The organism is Brevibacterium picturae, from assembly GCF_900105045.1.
GTDB classification, from domain to species: domain Bacteria; phylum Actinomycetota; class Actinomycetes; order Actinomycetales; family Brevibacteriaceae; genus Brevibacterium; species Brevibacterium picturae.
Genome location: NZ_LT629739.1, coordinates 2,791,751 through 2,816,147 on the forward strand (window position 1 = coordinate 2,791,751; position 24,397 = coordinate 2,816,147).

A 24,397-nucleotide genomic window follows, 5' to 3' on the forward strand; every position below is an offset into this window, starting at 1 on the left:
CTTTCTGTCCAACCACATTGTTGTGAGGCTGATGCCGGTGAGACGGTCTGCTGTGACCCTGCCGCCGGCAAGGTCGCGCACCGCTTTCGAGGGTTCTCCCCGGGGCAGAGCAGACGCGGCCTCGTTGACTTGGCACCAGTTTACTGTGAGCTCTCTGTGAAATGTGCCTCGCGTCACGTGAGCTGTGCAACAGTCGTGTAACAAGTGTCAGACACTTCATACCCGCCCGGCGGTCATGATATCTGCTGAGGCGGCACCAGGCCCGCAGTCCCCGGTAGACTTGTGTGCGTGACTATCGCTCTGTACAACACCGCCAGCCGCACCACCGAAGAACTGCGCCCCGTCAATGCCGGGCACGTGGGCATCTACGTCTGTGGTGCCACGGTGCAGGGCGAGCCCCACATCGGCCACCTGCGCTCCGCCTCGGTCTTCGATCAGCTCCGACGCTGGCTGATGTACCGCGGCTACAGCGTCACCTTGGTCCGCAACGTCACCGACATCGACGACAAGATCCTGTCGAAGTCCGCCGAGGTGGGTCGAGACTGGTTCGCCCACGCCTTCAAGTACGAACGGGCCTTCACCCAGGCCTATGCCGCCCTCGATGTGCTGCCTCCCAGCTACGAACCCCGCGCTACGGGGCACATCACGGAGATGATCGAGCTCATCGATCGACTCATCGATGCCGGATACGCCTACCCGGCTCTCGACGACAGCGGCGATGTGTACTTCGCGGCCGCCTCGTGGGCCGACTACGGCGCACTGACCAACCAGCGTCTCGATGACATGGAGCCCGCGAACGATGCGGACATGCGGGGCAAGAAAGACGCCAGGGACTTCGCGCTGTGGAAGGCGCACAAGCCCGGTGAGCCCGGAACCGCCTCGTGGCCGGCACCATGGGGTCGGGGCCGACCGGGCTGGCACATCGAGTGCTCGGCCATGTCGACGAAGTACCTCGGCGAGAATTTCGACATCCACGGCGGCGGGCTGGATCTGCGCTTCCCCCATCACGAGAACGAGCTGGCTCAGTCGCGGGCGGCCGGTGACCGGTTCGCCAACATCTGGATGCATTCGGGCCTGCTCAATGTGGGCGGGGACAAGATGTCGAAGTCCTTGGGCAACTCCGTGTTCGCCTCCGAGCTCTTCGATCGCTACAGTCCGCTGGCCGTGCGCTACTTCCTCACCGGCGCCAGCTACCGGTCGATCCTCGAGTTCTCACCTGAGGCCATGGACCGGCAGACCGCCTCGCTCGACCGCTTGGCGAACTTCCTGCAGCGGGCCCGGCAGGCGCTCGGAGCCGACGCTCCCGCACTTCCCGACGTCAGCGACGCCTATGCGGGCCGCAGCGTCGACGTACCCGACGAATTCGCCGCGGCACTCGATGACGACCTCGGCGTGCCTCGTGCCCTGTCCGAGGTCTTCGCGACGGTCACCGAGGGCGCGAAGCTCCTCGACTCCGGCCAGGATCGGAACACGCTCAGTCGGATCGTCGCCCAGGTGGAGCTGATGCTCGATATCCTGGGAGTCAATCCCAGCGCCGAGGCGTGGGCCGGCTCGGGAGCGAATGCGACCGTGGAATCGGCGCTGGATTCCCTCGTCGACGCGCTCGCCGCGCAGCGGTCCGCAGCCAAGGCGGAGAAGGACTTTGCCACGGCCGATGCGATCCGGGACAATCTGGCATCTGCCGGAATCGTCATCGAGGACACGGCGGACGGCTACCGCTACCACCTCAAAGACAGCTGAGACGTTCGACATCTGACACGTCCACTGCAACCTGCACAGCACAGTTTTCAATACACTCTCCCGGTGACGAGCTCCGGTTCGTGACCACTGACGACTCTTAAGGATTCACATGGCTTCCACCCCACGCGCCGGCGGCTCGAAGAAGGGCCCGACCAAGGGCTCCGGCGGCAAGAACAAGCGCAGCCTGCGCGGCAAGGGCCCCACGCCCAAGGCCGAGGACCGCGTCTACCACAAGGCGCACAAGGCGACGGCGAACAAGAAGGCCGCCAACGCCTCGGCGCAGGCCAAACGCCGCAAGAAGGAGAACGGCCCGAACATGGTCGCCGGGCGCAACTCGGTGCTCGAGGCCCTGCGCGAGGACGTTCCCGCAACCGCGATGTACGTCGCCGGACGGATCGATTCCGATGACCGTGTCCGCGAGGCCATCACCCTGGCGACCAAGCGCGGCATCTCGATGCTCGAGGCGAGCAAGCCCGACCTCGACCGACTCACCGACGACGCGATCCATCAGGGCATCGCTCTGCAGATCCCGCCCTACGAATATGCCGAGCCCCGTGACCTGCTCGAAGACGCCGCCGATCGTGCCGAGGCGCCGCTGCTCGTCGCGCTCGACGGCATCACCGACCCGCGCAACCTCGGTGCGATCGTCCGCTCCACCGCGGCCTTCGGCGGCCACGGCGTCATCATCCCGCAGCGCCGCGCAGCCTCGATGACCGCCGCCGCGTGGAAGACCTCCGCCGGTGCCGCGGCCCGCATCAGGGTCGCACAGGTCGTCAATCTGGCTCGCGCCATCGACGAGCTCAAGAAGCAGAACGTCTTCGTCGTCGGACTCGACATGGACGGAGACGTCGAGCTGCCGGAGCTGACCTTCAGCCGCGACCCGGTGTGCATCGTCGTCGGCTCCGAGGGCAAGGGCATCTCGCGCCTCATCGCCGACAAGTGCGACCAGATCGTGTCGGTCCCGATCGCCGCGACCACGGAGTCCCTCAACGCGGGCATCGCCGCGGCCGTCTCCCTCTACGAAGTCGCCCGCACCCGCCGCGGCTGAACCGCCGACCTTTCTCACTAAACCTCCCCGGCGTCACTAAAAACGCGTGGCGCCGGGGTCGTTTAGTGACGTCACGGAGGTTTAGTGCGCGTCGATCCGCTCTCACCCGAGCCTCAGTCGTCGTGGCTGGCGCGGTAGTCTGTGGCGCTGAGTGCTCCGACACGGGAGTGGCGGCGGCTGTAGGTCAGGTAGACGACGAAGCCGACGAGCATCCACAGGCCGAAGACCACCCAGGTGGTTCCGCCGAGGTTGATCATGAGGAACGCGCACGCCAGTGAGCCGAGGATCGGGATGGTCGGCCCGAAGGGCACCTTGAACGAACGCGGCAGGTCCGGACGTTTGAACCGCAGGTAGATGACGGCGACGTTGACGAGGCAGAAGGCGAAGAGGGTGCCGATGCTCGTCGCATTCGCGAGCTCGCCGAGTGGAATCAGCGCCGCGGTGATCGCCACGAGGACGCCCGTGACCAGGGTTCCCACCAGGGGAGTGCCCGTGCGCGGGGAGACGATGCCGAAGACCTTCGGAACCATGCCGTCGCGGGACATGGTGAGCAGGATGCGGGACTGTCCGTAGAGGACCGTGATGACGACCGAGAGGATCGCGAGCACCGCGGAGACGGCGAAGATGAAGACCGCGAGGTTCGACTGCGTGAGTTCGTGGACGATCTGGACCAGGGGAGCCGTCGATGTCTCGAACCACTGCCATTGCCGTGCGCCGATCGCAGCGACCGCGACCAGGACGTACATCGTGGTGACGATGACCATGGAGAGGATGATCGCCCGCGGCAGATCCCGCTTCGGGTTCTTCGCCTCTTCACCGGCGGTCGAGGCCGCGTCGAAGCCGATGTAGGAGAAGAACACGCTCGAGGCCGCGGCAGTGACTCCGGCGGCGCCCATGGGCAGCATCGGTGCGAAGTTGCCGGCTTTGAATGCGGTGAAGGCGACGATGGCGAAGAACACGAGGATGCCGAGCTTGACGAACACGATGACCGTGTTGACGACGGCGGACTCCTTGGCCCCGCGCATCAGCAGGATGGTGGCGAGGAGGACGACGATGAGCGCCGAGAGGTTGATGACTCCGCCGGGGCTGTCTGCAACCCCGGGGCCGGCCGTCAGCGACGGCGGCAGGGACAGACCGAAGATCCGCAGCGTTTCGTTGACGTAGTCGGCGGCACCGACGGCCACTGCGGCCACGGAGACCGCATATTCGAGGACGAGACACCACCCGCAGACCCAGGCCATGCCTTCGCCGAGGGTCGCATAGGAGTACGAATAGCTTGATCCCGACACCGGGACCATGCCCGCCATCTCCGCATAGCTGACGGCGGAGAGCAGGGCGGTGATGCCGGCCAGGATGAATGCCAGCCAGATGGCAGGACCGGCGATCGGCACGGCCTCGCCGAGGATGACGAGGATGCCCGTGCCCAAGGTGGCGCCGACGCTGATCATCGTCAGCTGGAAGACGCCGAAGGTTCTGCGCAGTCCGCCCGTGGACGCGTCCTGGGTATCCTCGACCATGCTGGTGATCGACTTGCGACGCAGCAGCTGGCTGGTCAGCCGAGGGCGATCGGTCGCTGTGGCGGAGGCGGAAGAGTCTCGAGCGGTCATGCGAATATTCTTGCACGTGCGAAGCCGAGGACCACACGCCGCATACTCGAGGCCACGCAGTCCCGGCATGGGTCGCCGCATACCCGAGACCACGCAGTCCCGGCATGGCCCGCCGGGCGGAGGAGAGCTACAGGCGTGGGGAGAAGCGTCCGTCCTGGGCCATCCAACCGCCGTCGACAATCTGCGAGTGTCCCGTGACGTAGGTCGAGGCATCGGAGGCGAGGAACAGCACCGGCCCGGCGATCTCGTGCAGGTGCCCCCAGCGGCCCAGGGCGGTCTTCTCCGCATAGGCGGTCCACCACTCCTCGTCGGCCTTGATCTGCTGCGTCAGCGGAGTGTCGAAGGGGCCGGGCAGGATCGCGTTGACGCGCACGCCTTGGGGCCCCAGCTCACTGGCCAGCGTCTTCGTCAGCTGGACGACGCCGGCTTTGGCCGCGGCGTAGAGACCCTGGCCCGGTTCGATCGCCAGAGCTCGGAACGAGGAGTAGGTCACGATGGAGCCCCGTCCGCGTTCGGCCATCTCGGCGCCGAACCCGCGCATCAGGCGATAGGTGCCCTTGAGGTTGATGTCGATGACGCGGTCGAATTCCTCATCTGTCGTCGACAGCAGTCGTTTGCGCACGTTCGCACCCGGGGTGATGACGAGCACCTGCGCCTCCGGGTGGGCCGCGACGAGGGCTTTGACCGATTCGGTGTCGGTGATGTCGACGCGTGCCGCCTCGGCGCCTGGGGACGAGGCGGTGCTGTGCCCGCCCTTACTTCCGGCGTCTGGGCCCTTACCGCCGGAGCCCGTGCCGCTGGTGCTTGCGTCGTCGACAGTTGAGGTGCCGGCAGACCCGCGGCGTTCGGTGATGATCCGCACGGTCTCCTCGGCGCCGTCGACGTTGAGGTCGGCGACGACGACGTGGGCGCCGGCATCGGCGAGGCCGATCGCGCTCGCCTGCCCCAGCCCGGATCCCGCTCCGACGACGACGGCGGTGCGGCCGCTGAGGTCGAAGAGCGAAGGGATCGAGGGGGTGTTCTCATTCGTCGGCATGGAGTTCTGTGTCGTCGGCACGGAGTTCTGCGGGACTTGCGACATCGGAGGTCCTTTTCCTAGCACTGGCGTTTCCGGCGGTGATCGCCTCATTGATTTCAAAGATATGCCCGCCGAGGTGGCCGCCGGGTCCACGTTTCACTTGGTGGAATCCCAGCCCAGACCGACCCCAGCCCAGACCGACCCCAACCCAAACAGAACCCGGCCCGGACAGAGTCCGGGCGTGCAGCCCTCAGAATTTCTGACTGTCGACGTAGAGCGCCTCGTCGGGGAGGTTCGAGAGATAGTCGACGATGAAGTAGGCGATGGCCTCCATCGTCGGGATGTCGCGCTGCCTGGCCCTCGACATCACCCGCCGGTGCTCGACGAATTCGTAGAAGATCTGCCCGGGCTCGAGCTTGTGCGTGAGGTTCTCCGGGATGGCGCTGATGAGTGGCTTGTAGACCTCGTCGAGCCAGATCCGTGCGGCCTCGTCCTCATCGAGTTCGACGGGCAGCTCGCCGGAACCGTGGGCTCCGCCGGTGAAGCCGGGCGCGCTGCGGTGGGAGTCGAGGTCGTTGAGCATGGTCCGCGCCTGGTTCTCGTTCGCCCCGATGCCGGTCAGGCGCAGGAGTCTGCGGGAATGGTGGTTGGGCTCGACGACCTTCGGCTCGACCAGCAGGCTGACGCCGTCGAGGTCGGTGGTCACGGTCAGCTCGCCCAGGTCGAAGCCCAGGTCGTTGAGGCGGCGGATGCGCTCGTCGATGCGCCATCGCTCGTTGACGGAGAACTCCTCGACCCGTGTCAGCTCTCTCCACAGACCGTTGTAGGCCTCGAACAGGCGCTCACCGGCTGCCAGCGGGTCAACGCTGGGTTCGATGAGGCCCGCGGCCTGCAGATCGAGGAAGTCACCGGCGATGTTCGTCTTGGCGATGCGCAGATCCATCTGCCGCTGACCGTCCGAGAGCTGGTCGTGGAGTTCCCCGGTCTCCGCATCGACGACATAGGCGGCATAGGCATCGGCATCGCGCCGAAACAGTGTGTTCGACAGCGACACATCACCCCAGTAGAAGCCGACGAGGTGGAGCCGGGCCAGCAGGACTGCCAGGGCATCGACGAGCCTGTCGGCAGCGTCCTCGGCCAGCGACCGTGAGAACAGCGCACGGTAGGGCAGCGAGAAATCCAGATAGGCCGTCAGCAGTGCACCAGGCAGCTCCGTCGCCGAGGCGGTTGTCCGGTTGGTCACATAGGCGCGCGGTTCGACCGTGGGCACGGCCAGGTTTCCGAGCACGCCGAGGATGTCGAATTCGCGCAGGGCCCGACGATCGTCGGTCTCCTTGATCGCCAGCACCTCATCGCCGATCTCGACGAAGCGCACGACGTGGCGGGAGATGCCGCGAGGCAGCCCGCCGAGGAAGTCCTGGGACCAGTCACCGAGCGGAAGATGCCACGGCAGCCGAGCTATCGCAGCATGGTCGGCACTGCGGACCGTATGGATCTGCGGTGCTGTGGTCTCGGGCACCGATCAGGAGTCCACGTCCGCGATCGAGGCGACGAGCGCCTCGGCGACCTCAGGTTTCTCCACCCCGATCAGACGCCCATGGTCGAGGAAGGCGATGCGGTCGCCGAGGACCTTCGCATCCTCGAGATTCTCCGTGGCGTAGAGGGTGGTCAGCCCGAATTCCTGCTGCAGGTCTTTGACCAGGCGCAGGGTTTCGGCCTGGTGCTCGGGCACGAGGTTGACGACCGGTTCGTCCATGATCAGGACCTTCGGCTGACGAACCACGGCCCGGGCCAGGGCGATCGTCTGGCGCTGCAGGGCGGAGAGATCGCCCGGCACGGAATCGAGGAAGTCGCGCAGCCCGATCTTCGAGGTCACGGACTCGACGCGCTCACGGATCTCCTCGGCGGGAAGCCCATCGACACGAAGGGCGAAGCCGAGGTTGTCGCGCACACTCATGTGCGGATAGAGGGCATAGCTCTCAAGGGCGAGCGTGACATCGCGATCATTGACCGCGGCATGGGTGATGTCGACGCCGTCGATGAGGATCGTGCCCGTCTTGGGAGCCTCCAGGCCATGCAGCATGCGCAGGATGGTCGACTTGCCGGATCCGGACGGGCCGTAGAGGACGAGGAACTCGCCGTCGTCGATGAAGAGATTGAACGGATGCACCGAGGCGGACACGGTGTTCTCGTAGGCATGACTGAGGCCATTCAACGACACTGTTGACATGTTTCCTCCTTAGTTCTTCGTGAGCAGCTGGTCGTCGGTGACCTGGCGGGGATGCTCAGTCCTACTCATCCTAAGCCGTCTCACGTGGTCGGAGACAGTCGATTCGACAAAGCGTAGAGTGATTCTCAGCACTGTGCCAGCGCGCGGGCGCACACCTGGGCAGATGCTGGGTGCGAAACCGCGGCGGGTGCGCCGATAGACTTCCCGGTATGAAGGTCAAGCTCGACGACGTCGCAGCCCGGGCGGGCGTGTCCCTGGCGACCGTCTCCCGCGTCCTCGGCAGGCGCGGTGCGGTGGCCGACGGCACTCGGACCAAAGTGCTGGATGCGATGGATGCGCTGGGCTACTCACGGTCCACCCTGCTGCATGAGGCGCCGAGGCGGCTGGTGGCCGTCAGCGCACCCGGAAACCCCGAATACTGGCAGGTCCAGGTCTGCACACGTGTGGCCACGGCACTGCAGGAGCACGGTCTGCTCATCACCCGCCCGCCCGTCGAGACCGAGTCCACCCCGCTTGAAGTCGCAGTCGAGGCCGGCGCCGTCGCCCTTGTGACTCCGACCCTGACGAGCCTGCACACCGACATTCCCTGCATCCGCGTCGACGAGCAGTCGGCGGTGGACTCCGACGACGCCAGCGGCGACATCATCGCCGCCCGCCTCGACCTCGGTGGGGGAATGACGACGGCCTTCGAGCACCTCCGGGCCATCGGTCACCGACGTATCGGTCTGATCTGCAATGACAGCGGTGAGCTCGCGGTGCAACTGATCAAACGATTCCGCGCCGAGCATCCTGCACGCAACTTCGGGGTCAAGCTCGACGACTGGATCGCGCAGGTCCCGAAGTCCTTCTCCGGCGGCTCACGGGCCGTCCTCGACCTCAAGGACGCGACGTGCACCGCGGTGATCGTGCAGTCGGCTCTGCAGCTGCACGGAACGCTGCACGGTCTGCGCAACAGGCACCTGCAGGTGCCGCGTGACATGTCGGTCGTGGGATTCGGGGACTCACCAACGATGAAGTTCACCGGTCCGCCGGCCACCGTGCTCGGCCTCGACCTCGAGGGACTCTCACAGGCACTCGTCACGGCGACCCTGTCGACGCTGAAGATCTCAGGTGAGGACCTCCGATCGGTTCCTCCGGTGTTCCGGCCCCGACTCATGGCCCGAGCCTCGACGACGGCGGCCAGGCAATGACCCCGACAGCGAATTCCGGAACCAATGCCCCCGATGCGCCGGAACCGGGCGAGCACAAGCACATCGGGCTCGACGCGATCGCCGGCGCGGCAGGGGTGTCGAAGGCGACGGCCTCGCGGGCGCTGCGCCACCCCGACACCGTGTCCCCGGGCTCACTGGCCAAGGTCAGGCGGGCACTGGCGATCCTCGGCGTGGACTCGGGCAGCGCACCCGCCAGGCAGATGCTCGCCCTGGTCCGACCCGCCGCGGCAGCCGGGAACGTCGACCCCTATGCGCGCCTGTTCGAGATCCTGACCAGCAGGATCTTCGCCCAGGGCATCGCCGCAGTCCATGTGGAGGCCGCAGCCGACCGGGCCGATGCCCTGGCGGAATCGCTGCTCGGTCCGGATGGAGGTGAGCCTCATATCCAGGGGGCGATCGTCCTCGGTGGGGGAGCGGCCGGTGAACTCGCCGCGAAGCTGGCCGAACGCAATCTGCCGCAGATCAGGGTCTCCAACGCCCGACACTCAGACGGGATCTCACGTATCGTCCTCGACGCCACCGACGGCATCGCGACGGCGGTGCAGCACCTCGTCCACCTGGGGCATCGTCGGATCGGACTCGCCGTGCTCCGCGACTCCGCCGCGGCCGGGCGCATCGCCGGATTCCGCAAGTCCATGGCCCAGGTCCTCCACATCCCCGCCACCCGTGACCAGGCGCCCGTGGTCGAAGCCGCGAGAGGCACCATGGCCGGAGTCGCCGCGGCCGAGGAGCTGCTCCATCTGCAGTGCACGGCCGTCATCGCCTGCGCACCCTCACTGTCGTTCGGCATCCTCGAGGCCGCAGCCCGCGCTCGCCTCGACCTTCCTCGTGAACTCTCCCTGCTCACGGTCGGGGACATGCCCGACGCCGATGTCATCGCCCCCTCGCTGTCTCAGGTCAGCTACGACTGGGAGGCGATCGCGGTCTCCGCGCTGGGCGAGGTGAGAGCGATGATGGCCGATCCCGCCGAGGCGGTGGCCGTCGACTATTCGGTGACCCCGGATCTCGTCCTGCGGGCCAGCGCGGTGCCGCCGCAGCGACGCTGACGCGGCCGCCGTCGACCGAGTGGCCCGCCGCGGCCGTCACTGGCGGCGTCGCTGCGGCGGCTTCGGGTCTATGTCAGGTGTGCGCGGCGTTCGGTCGCGATGCGTGTGAGGAGTTCGGCGACGGCGACAGGGTCCGTGATGCGCCACGGGGCACGAGTCGGAGCCGGCCCGACCTTGATGCCCAGGCTGGTTGTCGAGGCTTCGAGTTCGGCGAAGGCGTCCTCGTCGGTGACATCGTCGCCGAGGTAGAGGACCGATGAGGGGGATCCGGCGGCGATGAGAGCCCGCAGGCCGTCGCCCTTCGTTGCTGTCTTCACCGCGAGTTCGGTGATGTCGTGGCCCTCGATGACGCGGATCCCGGGATGTTCGGCCTGCACGGCGATGACATGAGCGTGCAGCGCGGACGCGAACTCCGGGTCGAGGCCGCGCGTGTGCACCGTGCGGGAGAACGGCTTCCGTTCGACTCTGACCTCGGTGACCGCGGCCGATCCCGCGCCGGTCGCCGAGCCTGACTTCGTGCCAGGCACCGAGTCCGATCCCGCGGTCAGGTCGTGTTCGAAGGATTCGATGTGAGCGTCGATCGCGGTGAGCATCCGCTGCTCTTCATCGCTGACCTCGGGTGGAGCTGTCGTCACCCCGGGCGACGATGATGGGCCGTGTGACGAGTGGGAGGCTTCGCCCAGGTCCACCTCGGCGCCGTGCGAACCGACCAGCCACACGCCTCGGGGTGGCTCGGCCAGCCGCCGCAGGGTCGTGACGTCGCGGCCCGAGACCAGGGCCACACGGGTCCGGGGCAGGCCGCTGAGGTCGGCGATCGCCTGTGCCGACCCCGGGAGCATCCGGGACTGGTCGGGGTTGTCCTGCAGCGGCGCGAGCACACCGTCGAAGTCGAGGGCGATGAGGACCGAATCGCCGCCCGTGATCAGCGTGAGGTCGAGGGCGGCCGGTGTCGCGAAATCGGGAGCCGATCGTGGTGTCGACGCCTGCTCGGGGCTGGTCCGCCCTGGCCGAGGCGGGCCGGAGTGGGTCTGGGAAGACGACATGGCGGTCGGATCCGATGTCACCGACGCTCCTCGCCGGGTCCAGAGGCGCCGGATCCAGCGGCACCGGGCCCAGAGGCGGCTGCCGGCGCAGGTGTGTCAACGGTGGAGGTGATGCGGTCGGATGCGGTCATCGACCGTTCGGGAAGCGAAGCGGGACGGTCGGGGATGATCGCCTCCGGGTTCGTGTGGATGGCCTCGAGTTCTGCGAGGAACTTCTTCGACCAGATGCTCACGGTGTCCGTGGAGACCTTCTTGCGCATCTGCTTCATCCGCCGCGCTCGCGTCTTCTCATCCATCTGCACAGCGTCGAGGATGCCGGCCTTGAGGTTGCCGATGTCGTGTGGGTTGACCATCACGGCACCGGTGAGCTGGTCGGCGGCCCCCGTGAACTCAGACAGCACCAGGGCGCCGTCGTCGCTTCCGCGGCAGGCCACGTACTCCTTGGCCACCAGGTTCATCCCATCACGCAGGGCGGTCACGAGCATGACGTCGGAGGCGAGGAAGAACGCCGTCATCTCATCGCGCGGATAGGAATGGTGGAGGTAGTGGACGGCGATCGACCCGACCTCGGCCTGTTCACCGTTGATCCGGCCGACGGCCAGTTCCACATCGTGGCGGATGATCTTGTACTGCTCGAGTCGTTCTCGTGACGGGGTCGCGATCTGGATCAGGACAATGTCCTCGATGTCGAGCTTCCCCTCGGACAGCAGCTCCCCGAATGCTTTGAGCCGGTGCCGGATGCCCTTCGTGTAGTCCATCCGGTCCACGCCCAGCATGACGACCTTCGGATTGCCGACCTCTTCGCGGATCTGACGCGCGCGCTCGATGATCTTCGGATCACGCGCAAGCTCCTCGAGGTAGGGGGTGTCGATGGAGATGGGGAATGCCTCGGCCCGCACGGTGTGTGCCGAGAGAACATCGCCGGCGGGGACGGCGACCGTTGACCCTTTCGTCGTGAAGTTCAGACGTCCGCGCACAGCGCGACGGAAGTTCGCGGCATCGGCCGGACGCTGGAATCCGACGAGGTCCGCGCCGAGGAGACCGCGGAGGATCTCGTCGCGCCAGGGCAGCTGCGCGAAGAGCTCGAACGGTGGGAAGGGGATGTGGTTGAAGAACCCGATCGCCAGGTCCGGTCGCATCCGACGCACCAGCTGCGGAACCAACTGGAGCTGATAGTCATGGACCCAGACGGTCGCTCCCTCGGCAGCCACCTCGGCGACCTTGGCCGCGAAGCGCTCATTGACCTGCACATACGAGTCCCACCAGGTGCGGTGGAACTCGGGCGGGACGATCACATCGTGGTAGAGGGGCCACAGTGTCGCATTGGAGAATCCTTCATAATATCTGAGGACATCCTCACTCGTGAGGGTGACGGGAACCAGATGCATGCCGTCGATGGTGAACGGGTCGAAGTCGACATCGGGCACCCCGGTCCAACCGATCCACGCACCCTCCTGAGACTTCATCACCGGAGCCACCGCGGTGACCAAACCCCCAGGTGAGGTGCGCCATCCTTGGCTTTCCTCGGCGGGGTCCCGGTCGACGGGCAGACGGTTCGCGACGACGACGAAATCGCTGTCACCGTACGCGGATTCGGTCGTGGTCTCGGCAGAGTTGACGGTGTTCATCTGCGCCTCCTCCTGAGTCGGTCCTTGGAACGAACTGTACCCGCTCGACTAGGCTTGGACAGGTGATGGTTCAGGATCTGGGAGGCTACCGCCTCATCGAGGAGCTCGGCTCGGGCGGCATGGGTGTCGTCTATCTCGGTGTCGACGGCGGAAACAACCCTGTCGCGGTCAAGGTTCTGCACCCGCACATCGCCAATGATGAGATCGCTCGCAAACGACTGGGGCGCGAGGTCAGGACGCTGCGGCGGATCAAACATCCGCGCATCGCCGAGGTGCTCGACGCCGAGCTCGACTCTGCGCAGCCCTTCATCATCACCGAGTTCGTCGACGGGCAGACGCTGTCCGACGATGTCAGGGACAACGGCCCCTTCGCCGAGGACGAGCTCGTCCACTTCGGCCATGCCCTCCTCGACGCACTCAACGCGGTGCACGAATCCGGTGTCATCCACCGCGATCTCAAGCCCGCGAACGTCATGATCATGGACGGGGAGCCGATGGTCATCGACTTCGGCATCGCCCAGGTCGCCGATGAGGTGCGCGTGACCGCGACCGGCCTCGTGATGGGAACCCCCGGGTACCTGTCACCGGAGATCGCCGATGGCAAGACCTCGAGCGAGAAGACCGACTGGTGGGGGTGGGCCGCGACCATGGCCTACGCCGCCACTGGCCGCAACCCCTACGGTTCGGGCCCCCTCGAGGCGGTGCTCGGGCGCGTGGCCATGGGCAAGTTCGACCTCGACAAGGCTCCCCGCAACTTCGTTCCCCTGATCGCGGCCTGCCTCGACCCGAAGCCCGAACGCCGGCCCAGCGGCCAGATGATCCTCGACGCCCTCGTCGACATCGAGTCCGGGCGTCCGCCGCAATTCGGTTCCGGGCCGGCTGCCGGGAACTCGAACCAGGCTTCCCCGACGGGGACGGCGCGGATGCCGGCCGTCGACGGGGGTGGGCCAGGCTATGGCGCTCCAGCGGCTCTCGGCGGCGCCGCCGCTGGAGCTGCGGCTGCCTATGGTGCTTCGGGCTACGGCGCAGCCGGTCACGGATCGCCACGCGGGAACTACCCCGGTTCGGCCCCGAACCCGAACGTACCCAACCCGGGCGGTGGCCACCCGGGAACCGCCTACCCAGGTGGACTGAATCCGGGCGGCCCGAGCCCGGGCGGGCCGAACTTCAATCGAACGAACTCAGGTGCCCCGAATCACGGTGCATCAAACCCCGGCGCGGCAAACTTAGGTGCCCCGAATCCAGGTGCCTCGAATCCCGGTGGCCCGAATCAGGGTGCAACGATGAGGTATGGGTCCGGCCAGCAGGGCCCGCAGGGATTTGCACAGCCGGGCACCGCACCTCCGGTGCGCAATCCCAACGGCGGCATCCAGGCAGCTCCGGGATCAGCGATGGCCGGGACCAACCTCGGCGGGTATGGACAGGGCGGACAGCCGGTGGGACAACCGCTCGGTCCGGGCACTGTCCGACCAGGGCCCAACGGCACCGGAAACCAGACGGCTCAGCCGCGCCAGCAGGGATACGGCTGGGGACCGATGACCTACCGGACGATCCGGACCGGCGGCTGGGCTGTGTTCGGTCTCATCCTGCTGGCAGTCGCGATCATGCCGCTGGGCCCGCTGCTCGTCACCCTCATCGGGTTCCTATGGTCGATCCTGGCGCGAACGGGCACACGATTGGACCGTAAGGCACAGAAGCACCGATTCGAGCACGGACCGAAGACCAGGGGATTCCTGCGCTCGCTCGCCTCGGCGCCGGGCGCGATCCTGGCATCGGTGCTGACCTCGGCCGCGACCTTCATCCTGCCGGCCATCGCCGGCGTCGCGATGCTTGTGCTGACCCGACTCGACATCGCGGGAATCGTGCCCAGCGGATACTCGGAGCAGTGGTCGGTCTGGGCCGCCGGTGCCGCCGGTGCCCTCGTGCTGTGGCTGGGGCCGGGCGCGGGCAGCCTGCGATACGGATCACGCCTCATGGTCTCCGGGGCGACGCCCAACCAGTTGGGCAGGCTCATCACCCTGTCCGTGATCGCGCTCCTGATCATCGTCGGGATCATGGTCATTCAGTCCGGTGCCGGGATGTCGTGGTGGCCCCTGTCGACCAACCCGTTCTCCTATCTGCCGGGCCCGGTGTAGTTGATCCTTGAATTTCACTGAGAGTCGGGGCAGGGCCTGTTTGGGTAAGGTGGGACAGTCGGGTCTCGTATGTCGTCCCGATTCCCCACGGTCCGAGGCTGGGCCGACGTCAGACGATCGCAACGTGAGGAACAATGGCGAAGAACAACTCCGGTGAGAATCGGCGGAACAAAGCACGTGAGAACGCGCGCCAGATCGCAGCGGCTCAGGAGAAGAAGGAGAAGACCGCCAAGACCATCCTCTACGTGGGGATCGGTGTCGTCGTGGTGGTCGTGGCCGCGATCGTCGGTGTTCTCATCTTCCAGCAGAGCAAGCCGGGAATCACCCCGGCCAACTACGTCGCCAACGGTGTCAGCATGGCCAAGGACGGACAAGTGGTGCAGCCGAAGCAGATGCCCGACGGCGAGGAGTCGGACCTGCCCACTCCTGCCGAAGCCGGTGCCAAGGACAACGCTGCGACGGTGACCGTCTACCTCGACTTCCAGTGCCCAGGATGCAAGTCGTTCGAGGAAACCAACGCCGAAACTCTGGAGAAGCTCGCCGACGAAGGATCGATCGTGCTCGAGTACAAGCCGGTGTCGATCCTTGACCGTGCTTCCAGCGGCAACGAATATTCGACTCGCGCGGCCAATCTGGCCGCCTGCGTCATCGACTCCCAGCCCGAAACCGCCAGGGACTTCTTCCCCGCGATGTACGCTCAGCAGCCTGAAGAGGGCGCGAACGGTCGTACTGACGAGGAACTGCTCAAGGTGGCCGAAGAAGTCGGCGTGGACACCTCGAAGCCGCTCCAGTCCGATCCCGAGCAGACCGTCAAGAGCTGTGTCACGGACCAGTCGTTCAAGGATTTCGTCGAGAAATCCACGACGGAGGCTACGGACAGCGGAGTGACAGGCACTCCCTGGGTGCTCATCAACGGCAAACAGACCGAGAAGACCAGCGACCCGCAGGCACTGGCCCTTGAGATCCTCAAGGCCACTGGCGAGGTCGAGGGCTGAGCGACTCCATCAGCATCGGTCGACCATCGCCGAGGTGGTGGTCGACCGAAGCCGGAGAGCGATGTCATCACGGTCGAGTTCGCGTCTCGTCCGTTCCGTGGCCGTTTTGTGGCCGCGAAGGTGAATGGACTACTATCGTGTAGGCGCCAACGGCATCGTTTCGCCGCCACGCCTCCCTAGCTCAGTTGGTAGAGCACCGCTCTTGTAAAGCGAAGGTCATCGGTTCGAGTCCGATGGGGGGCTCCACCCGACCGGGCCAGACAGTGAATTGTCTGGCCCGGTTTTCTTATGCGCTGACGCGGTGGTCCTGGCCTCGCCAAGGTGGGCTCGCCAGGGTTTCGGTCGCAGGTCCACTGTGGAGTTGTTGCAGATCTGATACGCGGTGTGCTGTGCTCATCACCTGTATCGGGGTCGCGGACAATAAGGTTTTTCCATGTCAGGGCCAATGAGTCAACAATCATTTGCCTCATGCAGTGCCCATTATTTCGAAAGGGAAACCGATGAACCGCACCGGACGACACTCAGCCCGAATTCTCACGCAATCTTCAGCCTTGGCCTTTGCCGCCGTACTGGCGTTGTCAGCCTGCGGCACCGAAGACCCGGCGGCGGGTGAGGCACCCGACGATGCGGCCCCCAGCCAAGAGCAGAATGAAGCACTCGAAGCAGAAGAGACTCCAGAAGAGACCGCAGAGCCGGAAAGCACCGGTGCGGCTGTCGAAGGCGCTGAGGCCGAGGGCACCGAGGTGAAGGTCGGTGCAGAGTTCACCGACAAGGAGACCGGAGACGTGGTCACCATCGTGTCCGCGGTGCGCAACAACCCCACCGAATTCTACGAAGCGGCTGACAACCCTGACGGAGAGATGGTCTATATCGAAGTGAAGGTTGTGCCTGGGAAGAGCTATGGCGGCACCATCAGCGCGTCGGATTTCTACCTCGACAGTGCAGGCGAAGAGACCAACTACGCAGCGAGCGCGAAAGACGAACTCGAAGCCGCTGGTTATGAGTATTTCGAACGCGCGCCACGTCGCGATGGAGAGCACACGGGCTACATTCCGATCTACGTGAGTGAAACGGCAGCCGAGCTCAAAGGGTCCTACATTCGTCCCGAGGCGAAGGTGATCGGCGAAGACAAGAAGGTGCCGGAGTTCAAGTCCGAGTTCGAGGTCCCCGCCGCTTAGGCTGTCAGCGGCGAGGAGAGCGTTCAGTGAGAGGTCCCAACACGACAGTCCTACCCGTCCACGCCGCGTTTGAACACGAGCATGAGAGAGCGCATGCTCAGCACGAAGCCGCCGAAGAGCAGGACGAATCCGAAGAACGCGTAGAGGTGGATGCCCTCGGTCAGCAGCGGTCCCTGTTCGCTGGTGATGAGCATGATCGATCCCAGGACGGCGGCACCGGCCAGGACGGCGACGATGAGCTGCTGGAACAGGCTCGTGAGGAACCGTCGATCGGACGTGTTCTCCAGCACGCGCATGTTCATTGAGAACCGGCCCTGCTCGAGGTCCTCGGTGATCTTGTTGAGCCGCCGAGGCAGGCGGTCGATCATCGGCAGGATCTGCATCGCACGTCTCTGGAACTCGTCGGTGATCTTCGTGGACTTCAGTTTGCTGCGCATGAGGCGGTTGCCCTCATGGCGGGCGACGGCGACCACGTCGAAGCTCGGATCGATGACGAGGAGTGCTCCCTCGACCGAGGCAAGGGCGCGGAAGGCCGCACTGATCGGGGCCGGAACGGAGAACCGGTGAGCCAGGACCAGGTTGAACAGGTCATCGAAGAGCTTCTGCCCGTTGGCCGACCGGGATCCGCCGCCGTAGCGGGTGAGCAGTTCGCCGACCGCACGTTCGACGGCTCGGTCATCGAGGTTCTCGGGGCGCCCGAGGAGTTCGATGAGTGAATCAGTGGCTCCGGCACTGTCGTTCTGGTCGATCGAGTAGAGCATGAGGCCCAGGGCGGTCTGCGTTCCCGGGTCGAGTCTGCCGACCGCACCGAAGTCCAACAGTCCCAGGCCACCGTCGGGCATGATGAAGATGTTGCCCGAGTGCAGGTCGGCGTGGAAGACGCCGTCGGTGATGATCTGTTCGAGTGTTGCCCCGAGCAGGGTGGTAGCTAATGCCTTCCGCTCTTTCGCGGAGAGTTCGGCCAGGGTCTTTCCTGCCGAGGACACCGGATGCCCGGGCAGTTTGTCCATGATGAGGAGCCGCTCGCTGGAGAACTCCGGGTAGCCGTGGGGCACGGTGACGGAGAACTTCCCCGACCGCGACAGAGTCTGTTCGATGGTGCGCATATTGTCGAGCTCGATCCGATAGTCGAGCTCCTCCTCGAGGGAATTGGCGAATCCCTTGGCGAGGTTCTCGATTCCCAGATTCTGTCCCCACACCGTCGTCTTGTTCAGCCAGCTGGCCAGACGCAGAATGATGTCGAGGTCCTGATTGACCTGGTTGAGGGCCTTCGGTCGCTGGACCTTGACGATGACATCGGTGCCGTCGAGCAGAGTTGCCTCATGGACCTGGGCCACGGATGCAGCGGCCAGAGGAGTTGCGTCGATGCGGGAGAAGACGTTGTCCAGGGGCTGGCTCAGACGCTCTTCGATCGCCGGTTCGATGACAGACCAGGGTTCGGGGGAGACCTGTGTCTGCAGCGTCTCCAATTCGTGGATGTAGCTAGGAGGCAGCACATCGCGGCGGGTGGAGAGCATCTGCCCGAGCTTGACGAAGGTGACCCCGGCTTCGGCCAGTGAGTCCTTGAGCGCGCGAGCCGTCTTCGCCTCACGCCTCGGGGCCGCACCCCGACCGAAGCCGCGGATCTGGGAGCCCAAGCCGTGGCGAACGGCGATCGACACGACCTCGGCGTAGCGTCGGCCGCGTCGCCGGCGTGCCTTCCAGCCGAAGAACAGCGACTGCGGGCCGGGCAACGATCCGGTCGGGAACGCCGCTTCGATGACGACGAGAGCTCCGACGCCCAGAGCGAAGATCCACCCGGTCGCCAACAGCAGCAGCATGAGAGCAACCCCCGGTGCCACCTCGAGACCACCGGGGTTCTGCCCTGACCCGGCACGATAGAGGTATTGGACCGTGACCGCCATGACGGCGCTCATCACCAGACCCACTCCGATGGTCCGCGGCCAGCCCGTCGGGACTCCGACGACGCGTCGCACCACCGTGGCAGCCAGCCACGACTGCAGGAGGAGGAACAGCAGGGCGGCGATGCTCAGCAGCACCAAGGCTCCGAAATCGAGGGCCGCCATGAGCACCTTTCCTTCCACAGCGGGGGAGTCCGAACGTCAAGGACCGGTCATGATCAGCCTAATCGCTTCGCTGCGGTTCGAGCGGCTGCTCAGCCGGTGTGTGCCTGCTGCGGTCGACGCGGCAGGGCTCAGCGCCGTCGTCTGCTGGGCAGTCCGATCTGCTTGGACCAGATGATGATCCACACGGCGCCGAGGGTGGCAAAGAGTCCTGGGAACATGACTCCGAGGCGCAGCGAGGCGATGGTGATGACCAGCGAGACGACGGTCGGGCCCGCCAGCTTGCCGCCGTTGGAGAAGATTGCCCAGATCCCGAGGAAGCGGGCGCGTCCGACGGTCGGAGACAGGTCGGCGCCGATCGTCATGTTGATTCCGGCACCCAGTCCGTTGCCCACGGCCATGATCGCCGCGGCTGCGATCATGCCGACCAGGTCCGGGCGCAGCACCATGACCACGAAGCCGGCCCCGAAGATCGTCAGGCACGCGACCATGGTCGTGGTCCGGCCAAGGTGGTCCTTGATGTAGGCGCCGAGGAACATGAAGATGAGCTCGAGGCCCGACCCGAAGGCGATGAGCAGTGAAATCGAGGACTCTTCCAGGCCGATCTCAACGCCCCACAGCTGGACCACCACAGGTTGGGCCGACCTGGCCACGGTCAGGGCGATCATCGAGATCCCGACGAGGATCACGGCCTTCCACCTCACCTTGAGACGAGGGCGGGGCGGCTTTCGGGATTTCTGTGCAAGCGCCTCGGCGAGGGTGGGGTCCGTCGCTGCGTCGGCGGTGGGAGGGCCGTCGGCGGACGAATTCGCGTCGGACGAATTCGCGTCGGACGAATTCGCGTCCGATGAACGCCGAGGAGGGGGATTCCCGCGGTCGGAGTACCCGGGGATCTGGGCGATGGGCAGGGCCATGATGACGATGGCCGCGACAGAGACGACGGCGGAGAAGACGAAGACCGACCAGAGCGGGAAGACGAGCATGAGGCCGGCGCCGACGATCGGTCCGATGAGATTGCCCACGCGCTGAGTCCCGCCCAGCGCGGTCATCGCCTTCGAGAGGTCCTGGGGTGGCATCACCTCGGCGACGACGGCCTGCCGGGCCAGATTCCACACATCGGAGACCGGCGCGAAGAGCATGAGCGCCACCGTGTAGAGGACGAGGGAAGCAGGCGTCTCCCACACGAAGGCGGCGACGATCCCGCCGAGGACGATGACCGCGGCGATCGTGGCCACAAGCATGGCCCGGAAATCGCCGAGGCGGTCGACGAGAATCCCCGCCGGCACCGTCGCGACAAGGGACACTGCTCCCATGATGCCGACGACGGCGGCGGCGAAGGAGGAGCTCGACCCTAGGTTGAGGGCACCGAGGACCATGACTGGGAGGACCGCGCCCAGGCCGACGGCGAAGAGGAGTGACGGTGCGAGGACCGGCCACACGATGGGTTTGAGCACCTGGTCAGTCTAGTCGCCTGCATCGCTGCACAGATCGGCCCGCCGGTGGCAGGGGATCTTGCTGGCCGGCGGTCTACACTGTCCCCAGCGAGAACTCGTCCCACCCGTGCCCCTATGCGAAAGTGATCGACATGATCAGTCCAGCGGTGCAGCCGAGCAGATTCCGACTCGTTCCGATGCGCCCTCGTGACCCCGGTGAGGACTCTCGGGCGGCGAGTTCGCTCGAGCTCTTCTTCGACCTCGTCTTCGTTATTGCGGTGTCCATCGCGGCGACGAACCTGCATGAGGCGGTCACGACGGGCCACCTCGGCGACGGTCTGGCCAAGTACCTCATGGTCTTCTTCGCGATCTGGTGGGCGTGGATGAATTTCACGTGGTTTGCGACCTCGTTCGACACCGACGACTGGCTCTACCGGGTGTTGACGATCGTGCAGATGGGCGGTGTGCTCATCCTCGCTGCAGGCATCGGACCGGCCTTCGCCGACGACAACTTCCTCATCGTCATCCTCGGCTACATCCTCATGCGCGTGGTCATGATCGCGCAGTGGCTGCGAGCCTCGCGGCATGCGGGTGAGGCACGACGGGCGACGCTGATCTATGCTTGCGGAATCGGCATCGTGCAGGTGTTGTGGGTGGCGTGGATGAGCATCGACGCTCCCATGGCATCGGTGGTCGTCTTCCTCGCCCTCGTCCTCGCCGAGGTGGCCATCCCCGTCATTGCGGAAGCGCGGGGGACGACGCCCTGGCATCCCGAGCACATCACCGAACGCTACGGCTGCTTCACGATCATCGTCCTCGGCGAGTCCATGTTGGCCTCGGCGAATGCGGTGTTCGGGGCGTTCGAGGACAGCGAGGACATCGTCTCTTTGGTGTCTCTGGGCGTCCTCAGCCTGCTCGTGACTGCGGCGATGTGGTCGATCTACTTCTGGCCGCCTCACCACCGCGCGATCGGCGGCCTCGGCGGCTCACTCACCTACGGCTATGGTCACTACGTCATCTTCGCCGCCGCTGGGGCGTTCTCCGCAGGGGTCGGCATCGAGGTCGACTCGCAGCTGGGCGACAGCGCGCTCGACCCGGTGCTTGCGACCTTCACGGTGTCCGTGCCGATCGCCGTCTTCGTTCTCGGCGTGTGGGTGCTGGCGATCAGACCCAACGCCGGCGGGGCCGTCAACACGATCGTGCCCGTCTGCGCGGTCCTCGTCCTCCTCGATCCGATCATCCCAGTCCCGACGTTCCTCACGACCTTCTTCATGATCATCATCGTCATCACCCTCATCGTGGCCTCACCGAAGGAGGCCGCGCTCAGTACGGGAGGCCGATGAAGTGCTTCATGTCGTGAGCCTTCGCCGCATCGACTCTGCGGGCGATCTCGTCCGCGTCGGCTGAGGGGCGAAGCGCATGTCGCCGGCCGGCTTCGATCAGCCACACGCCGATGCGGACCATGACCCGGTTGAGTCCGTGGAGTCGCATCTCGGATGGCGGCGACAGCGGCTCGGCTGCTGCTTCGGATCTGTGCGGGGACGACGACCCTGCGCCGAGCAACGTTGGTGCTGGGTCGTCGAGGAAGATCTCACGGGTGATGGTCGTCGTGCGTTCGACGATCCTGCCAGGACCTCGCTGGAAGGTCGGTGGTCGGGCGGGGGTGATCGCCGTGCTCATGATGGGGTTTCCTCTCCATCGATCAGGGGGAAGGCGTTGAACTGAATCTGCACCGGGCGGGATCCCGGGTCATTGCGACCGCGGAACTCGTCGATGAGGTTCTGGGTCGTGTCGTGGAAGCGCTTTGCCACCTCGGCAAGCTGGTCCGAGGTCAGGTGAAGATAACTGGTCGTGTTGTCTGCGGCCTCCAGCCATTCGGCGGACAGGCGATCCTCGTCGGTGGATCCGATGACGAAGTCCTCGAGCGCCCGGGCGCTGCTGCGGTTCCACTCTCGGATGACGAAGTCGGCAGCAGCATGCGACGCGGAATCTCGGCTCTCGTTCCGTGACGGAACGGTGACCGCCCCGGGGATCCGTTCCCACCACTTCTTCCTGCCTCCGGTGCCGCCCTCGACCTGCCGGATGAAGTCGTGTCGAGCGAGCTGACGCAGGTGGTAGCTGGTCGATCCGGAGGATTCGCCGAGTCTGTCGGCCAGTGTCGTCGCCGTCTGCGGACCGTATTTCGCCAGCGCATCATAGATCGCCATGCGCAGGGGGTGGGCGAGTCCCTTGAGCGCAGAGGATTCGATCCTGCGTGCGTGCTCGGGGTGCGAACTGGGCTGAGGGTCGGGCTGCGAATCGGTCATATTGCAAAGATACAGTTGCAAAGGAATGTTTGCAATAGAATATTTGCATGAAATCTGCCGTTCATTTCGCAGTCCTCCTGGTCGTTTCACAGTCGGGGATGAGACGCTGGTCACATGACTTGCCTTCACGTTGTCCCTCCCTACCTTCTCGATAGCCTCGCCGAACGCGGAGGTGAGAGGTTCCCGCGTGCGGCCCGTGCCGCACGCAGTGCTCGGATGTCCGATGAGTCCAGTCGCAGCCTGCGTGCCGAGGGACTGCGCTACACGCCGCTGGGGAGGGCCGCAGATGGTTCGGGCGAATCGCCCGCGGGGTCGCCGAGCGCGAAGCGATCCGTGGCTGCACACGCGAGCGCCGGGGTGGATCGCCTCATCCACGATGCTCAGGGCACTGAGACCCTGCCCGGTGTCCTCGTCCGCAGCGAGGGCGAGGAGCCGGTGTCCGACGAGGCGGTCAATGAGGCCTATGACGGGCTCGGGGCCTCTTATTCGCTCTTCGCCGAGGCCTTCGAGCGCAAGTCGCTCGACGGCAATGGGATGCCGCTCATCGCCAGCGTCCACTACGGCCAGGACTACGACAACGCCTTCTTCGACGGACGCCTCATGGTCTTCGGTGACGGAGACGGCGAGGTCTTCACCGGCTTCACCGGATCGCTGTCGATCATCGGCCACGAACTCAGCCACGGGGTCATCAGCCACACTGCCGACCTCGAGTACTTCGGGCAGCCCGGTGCGCTCAATGAGCACTGCGCCGACGTGTTCGGCGCCCTGACCGAACAGCACGATTCCGGACAGGACGCCGGTGACGCCACCTGGCTCATCGGTGCCGGAATCTTCACCCCCGAGGTCACCGGTCAGGCATTGCGCTCCATGCTCGCACCCGGCACCGCCTACGATGACGATGTGCTCGGACAGGACCCGCAGCCCGACCATATGGACGACTTCGTCACCACGGATTCGGACAACGGCGGGGTCCATCTCAATTCCGGCATCCCCAATCGCGCCTTCGCGCTTGCGGCGACCCGCCTCGGCGGTCAAGCATGGGAGACCGTCGGCCAGGTCTGGTACGCCGTGCTGACCGGATCCGATATCACCACGCGCACCGATTTCGCGGGCTTCGCGGCCCTGACCATCGCCGAGGCGGTTGCGGCCTTCGGTGAGGGGTCCGACGTCCACGACGCCCTCGTTCAGAGCTGGGACGCCGTCGGCGTCACCCGGGGTGCAGGTCGGGGAAACGTGGGGAGCAGCTGGTGAATGAGGGCGGCGAATTCGGTCATCTCATCGTCGAGCGCAGCGGTGGAATCGGCGGACTCCTGCTCGTGTGGGACCTCGACATCGACTCGAGCGAACACCGGGAGAGTATCGGGCCGAAGGTGGCCGAGCTCCCGTGGGAGGGCGACTCGCAGCCCGAGGCGGCCGGCGGTGCCGGGGGTGAAGCCGGTGAGGAAGCGCGATCCCGCACGCAAGTGGACCGCTATGTCTATGCCATCGAGAGTCGCTTCGGCCTGGTCCGCTTCGGTGAGGCTGAGATGCCGGGGGAGTGGAAGAGCCTCGTCGAGCAGGTCCGTGCGATCGCCGAACCGCAGCGACGCAGGCCCGGCGCGACCTGAACGACGCAGGACCGGAGAAAACCGAGTGTGATGCTGGGGGAGCGACTGCCCCACCGCTCCGATCGATGTTGCATGACTGGTCCGATCGGCCTGAAAGTGCAATAAGCTT

At 65.7% G+C, this 24,397-nt stretch carries 20 protein-coding genes and 1 tRNA gene; 11 read left to right on the forward strand and 10 right to left on the reverse strand.

What is annotated here, in order from left to right; genetic code table 11:
• Nucleotides 1–288 precede the first annotated feature (288 nt).
• Both cysS and rlmB read left to right on the forward strand, forming a co-directional pair.
• Complete coding sequence (gene cysS, locus BLT92_RS12835) at nucleotides 289–1,740, forward strand: cysteine--tRNA ligase (protein ID WP_092109292.1); 1,452 nt, start codon at nucleotides 289–291, stop codon at nucleotides 1,738–1,740.
• 109 nt (nucleotides 1,741–1,849) lie between these two features.
• The gene (gene rlmB, locus BLT92_RS12840) at nucleotides 1,850–2,788 is read left to right on the forward strand and encodes a 23S rRNA (guanosine(2251)-2'-O)-methyltransferase RlmB (RefSeq protein ID WP_092106113.1); all 939 of its coding nucleotides are present in this window, start codon (nucleotides 1,850–1,852) and stop codon (nucleotides 2,786–2,788) included.
• Between the two features lie 113 nt (nucleotides 2,789–2,901).
• Here rlmB and BLT92_RS12845 read toward each other — a convergent pair whose 3' ends face one another.
• From BLT92_RS12845 to BLT92_RS12860, 4 genes are all read right to left on the reverse strand, one after another.
• Nucleotides 2,902–4,395 carry an amino acid permease gene (locus BLT92_RS12845; RefSeq protein WP_092106115.1) on the reverse strand — a complete coding sequence of 498 codons (1,494 nt, stop codon included), beginning with the start codon at nucleotides 4,393–4,395 and terminating at the stop codon, nucleotides 2,902–2,904.
• 127 nt (nucleotides 4,396–4,522) lie between these two features.
• Nucleotides 4,523–5,431 (reverse strand): SDR family NAD(P)-dependent oxidoreductase, encoded by a 909-nt coding sequence (locus BLT92_RS12850; RefSeq protein ID WP_092109294.1) that lies wholly within the window; start codon nucleotides 5,429–5,431, stop codon nucleotides 4,523–4,525.
• A gap of 232 nt (nucleotides 5,432–5,663) precedes the next feature.
• Nucleotides 5,664–6,932: a DUF4032 domain-containing protein gene (locus BLT92_RS12855; RefSeq protein ID WP_092106116.1), complete on the reverse strand. Its 1,269-nt coding sequence runs from the start codon at nucleotides 6,930–6,932 to the stop codon at nucleotides 5,664–5,666.
• Nucleotides 6,933–6,935: 3 nt separating this feature from the next.
• Entirely contained in the window at nucleotides 6,936–7,643 is a 708-nt protein-coding gene (locus BLT92_RS12860) for an ABC transporter ATP-binding protein (protein WP_231938815.1), read from the reverse strand.
• 209 nt (nucleotides 7,644–7,852) lie between these two features.
• Between BLT92_RS12860 and BLT92_RS12865 the strand changes: the two genes are divergently transcribed.
• Together BLT92_RS12865 and BLT92_RS12870 are read left to right on the forward strand one after the other, a co-directional pair.
• Nucleotides 7,853–8,833 carry a LacI family DNA-binding transcriptional regulator gene (locus BLT92_RS12865; RefSeq protein ID WP_092106118.1) on the forward strand — a complete coding sequence of 327 codons (981 nt, stop codon included), beginning with the start codon at nucleotides 7,853–7,855 and terminating at the stop codon, nucleotides 8,831–8,833.
• Entirely contained in the window at nucleotides 8,830–9,900 is a 1,071-nt protein-coding gene (locus BLT92_RS12870) for a substrate-binding domain-containing protein (protein ID WP_092106120.1), read from the forward strand. Before BLT92_RS12865 ends, BLT92_RS12870 begins: the two co-directional genes overlap by 4 nt.
• A 68-nt stretch (nucleotides 9,901–9,968) precedes the next feature.
• Here the strand turns inward: BLT92_RS12870 and BLT92_RS12875 are convergent, their stop codons facing one another.
• Together BLT92_RS12875 and BLT92_RS12880 are read right to left on the reverse strand one after the other, a co-directional pair.
• Nucleotides 9,969–10,964 carry a trehalose-phosphatase gene (locus tag BLT92_RS12875; RefSeq protein ID WP_092106124.1) on the reverse strand — a complete coding sequence of 332 codons (996 nt, stop codon included), beginning with the start codon at nucleotides 10,962–10,964 and terminating at the stop codon, nucleotides 9,969–9,971.
• Nucleotides 10,961–12,571 (reverse strand): alpha,alpha-trehalose-phosphate synthase (UDP-forming), encoded by a 1,611-nt coding sequence (locus BLT92_RS12880; protein ID WP_092106126.1) that lies wholly within the window; start codon nucleotides 12,569–12,571, stop codon nucleotides 10,961–10,963. The genes BLT92_RS12875 and BLT92_RS12880 overlap by 4 nt, the downstream gene beginning before the upstream one ends.
• A gap of 65 nt (nucleotides 12,572–12,636) precedes the next feature.
• Between BLT92_RS12880 and BLT92_RS12885 the strand changes: the two genes are divergently transcribed.
• The 4 genes from BLT92_RS12885 to BLT92_RS12900 all read left to right on the forward strand — a co-directional run bounded on the left by BLT92_RS12885 (nucleotide 12,637) and on the right by BLT92_RS12900 (nucleotide 16,879).
• Nucleotides 12,637–14,706: a serine/threonine protein kinase gene (locus BLT92_RS12885; protein WP_092106128.1), complete on the forward strand. Its 2,070-nt coding sequence runs from the start codon at nucleotides 12,637–12,639 to the stop codon at nucleotides 14,704–14,706.
• Between the two features lie 134 nt (nucleotides 14,707–14,840).
• The gene (locus tag BLT92_RS12890; protein ID WP_092106130.1) at nucleotides 14,841–15,701 is read left to right on the forward strand and encodes a DsbA family protein; all 861 of its coding nucleotides are present in this window, start codon (nucleotides 14,841–14,843) and stop codon (nucleotides 15,699–15,701) included.
• A gap of 170 nt (nucleotides 15,702–15,871) precedes the next feature.
• Nucleotides 15,872–15,947: transfer RNA gene (locus tag BLT92_RS12895), tRNA-Thr, on the forward strand.
• 305 nt (nucleotides 15,948–16,252) lie between these two features.
• Nucleotides 16,253–16,879, forward strand: coding sequence for a hypothetical protein (locus BLT92_RS12900; RefSeq protein ID WP_231938816.1), 627 nt, complete (start codon nucleotides 16,253–16,255; stop codon nucleotides 16,877–16,879).
• Between the two features lie 50 nt (nucleotides 16,880–16,929).
• Here the strand turns inward: BLT92_RS12900 and BLT92_RS12905 are convergent, their stop codons facing one another.
• The gene (locus BLT92_RS12905; protein WP_231938817.1) at nucleotides 16,930–18,945 is read right to left on the reverse strand and encodes an ABC1 kinase family protein; all 2,016 of its coding nucleotides are present in this window, start codon (nucleotides 18,943–18,945) and stop codon (nucleotides 16,930–16,932) included.
• A gap of 128 nt (nucleotides 18,946–19,073) precedes the next feature.
• Nucleotides 19,074–20,396 carry an MFS transporter gene (locus BLT92_RS12910; protein WP_092106134.1) on the reverse strand — a complete coding sequence of 441 codons (1,323 nt, stop codon included), beginning with the start codon at nucleotides 20,394–20,396 and terminating at the stop codon, nucleotides 19,074–19,076.
• A 131-nt stretch (nucleotides 20,397–20,527) separates the two neighbouring features.
• On the opposite strand from BLT92_RS12910, the gene BLT92_RS12915 reads away from it, so the two are divergent.
• Entirely contained in the window at nucleotides 20,528–21,718 is a 1,191-nt protein-coding gene (locus BLT92_RS12915; RefSeq protein ID WP_231938819.1) for a low temperature requirement protein A, read from the forward strand.
• Here BLT92_RS12915 and BLT92_RS12920 read toward each other — a convergent pair.
• Both BLT92_RS12920 and BLT92_RS12925 read right to left on the reverse strand, forming a co-directional pair.
• Nucleotides 21,699–22,055 carry a hypothetical protein gene (locus BLT92_RS12920; RefSeq protein WP_092106136.1) on the reverse strand — a complete coding sequence of 119 codons (357 nt, stop codon included), beginning with the start codon at nucleotides 22,053–22,055 and terminating at the stop codon, nucleotides 21,699–21,701. The genes BLT92_RS12915 and BLT92_RS12920 overlap by 20 nt on opposite strands.
• Nucleotides 22,052–22,681 (reverse strand): ArsR/SmtB family transcription factor, encoded by a 630-nt coding sequence (locus BLT92_RS12925; RefSeq protein WP_092106138.1) that lies wholly within the window; start codon nucleotides 22,679–22,681, stop codon nucleotides 22,052–22,054. The genes BLT92_RS12920 and BLT92_RS12925 overlap by 4 nt, the downstream gene beginning before the upstream one ends.
• 114 nt (nucleotides 22,682–22,795) lie before the next feature.
• Between BLT92_RS12925 and BLT92_RS12930 the strand changes: the two genes are divergently transcribed.
• Nucleotides 22,796–23,932, forward strand: a complete 1,137-nt coding sequence (locus BLT92_RS12930) for a M4 family metallopeptidase (protein WP_092106140.1) — start codon at nucleotides 22,796–22,798, stop codon at nucleotides 23,930–23,932.
• A complete protein-coding gene (locus BLT92_RS12935) occupies nucleotides 23,929–24,288 on the forward strand; it encodes a hypothetical protein (RefSeq protein ID WP_092106142.1) in 360 nt (119 codons plus the stop codon). Before BLT92_RS12930 ends, BLT92_RS12935 begins: the two co-directional genes overlap by 4 nt.
• Nucleotides 24,289–24,397 lie beyond the last annotated feature (109 nt).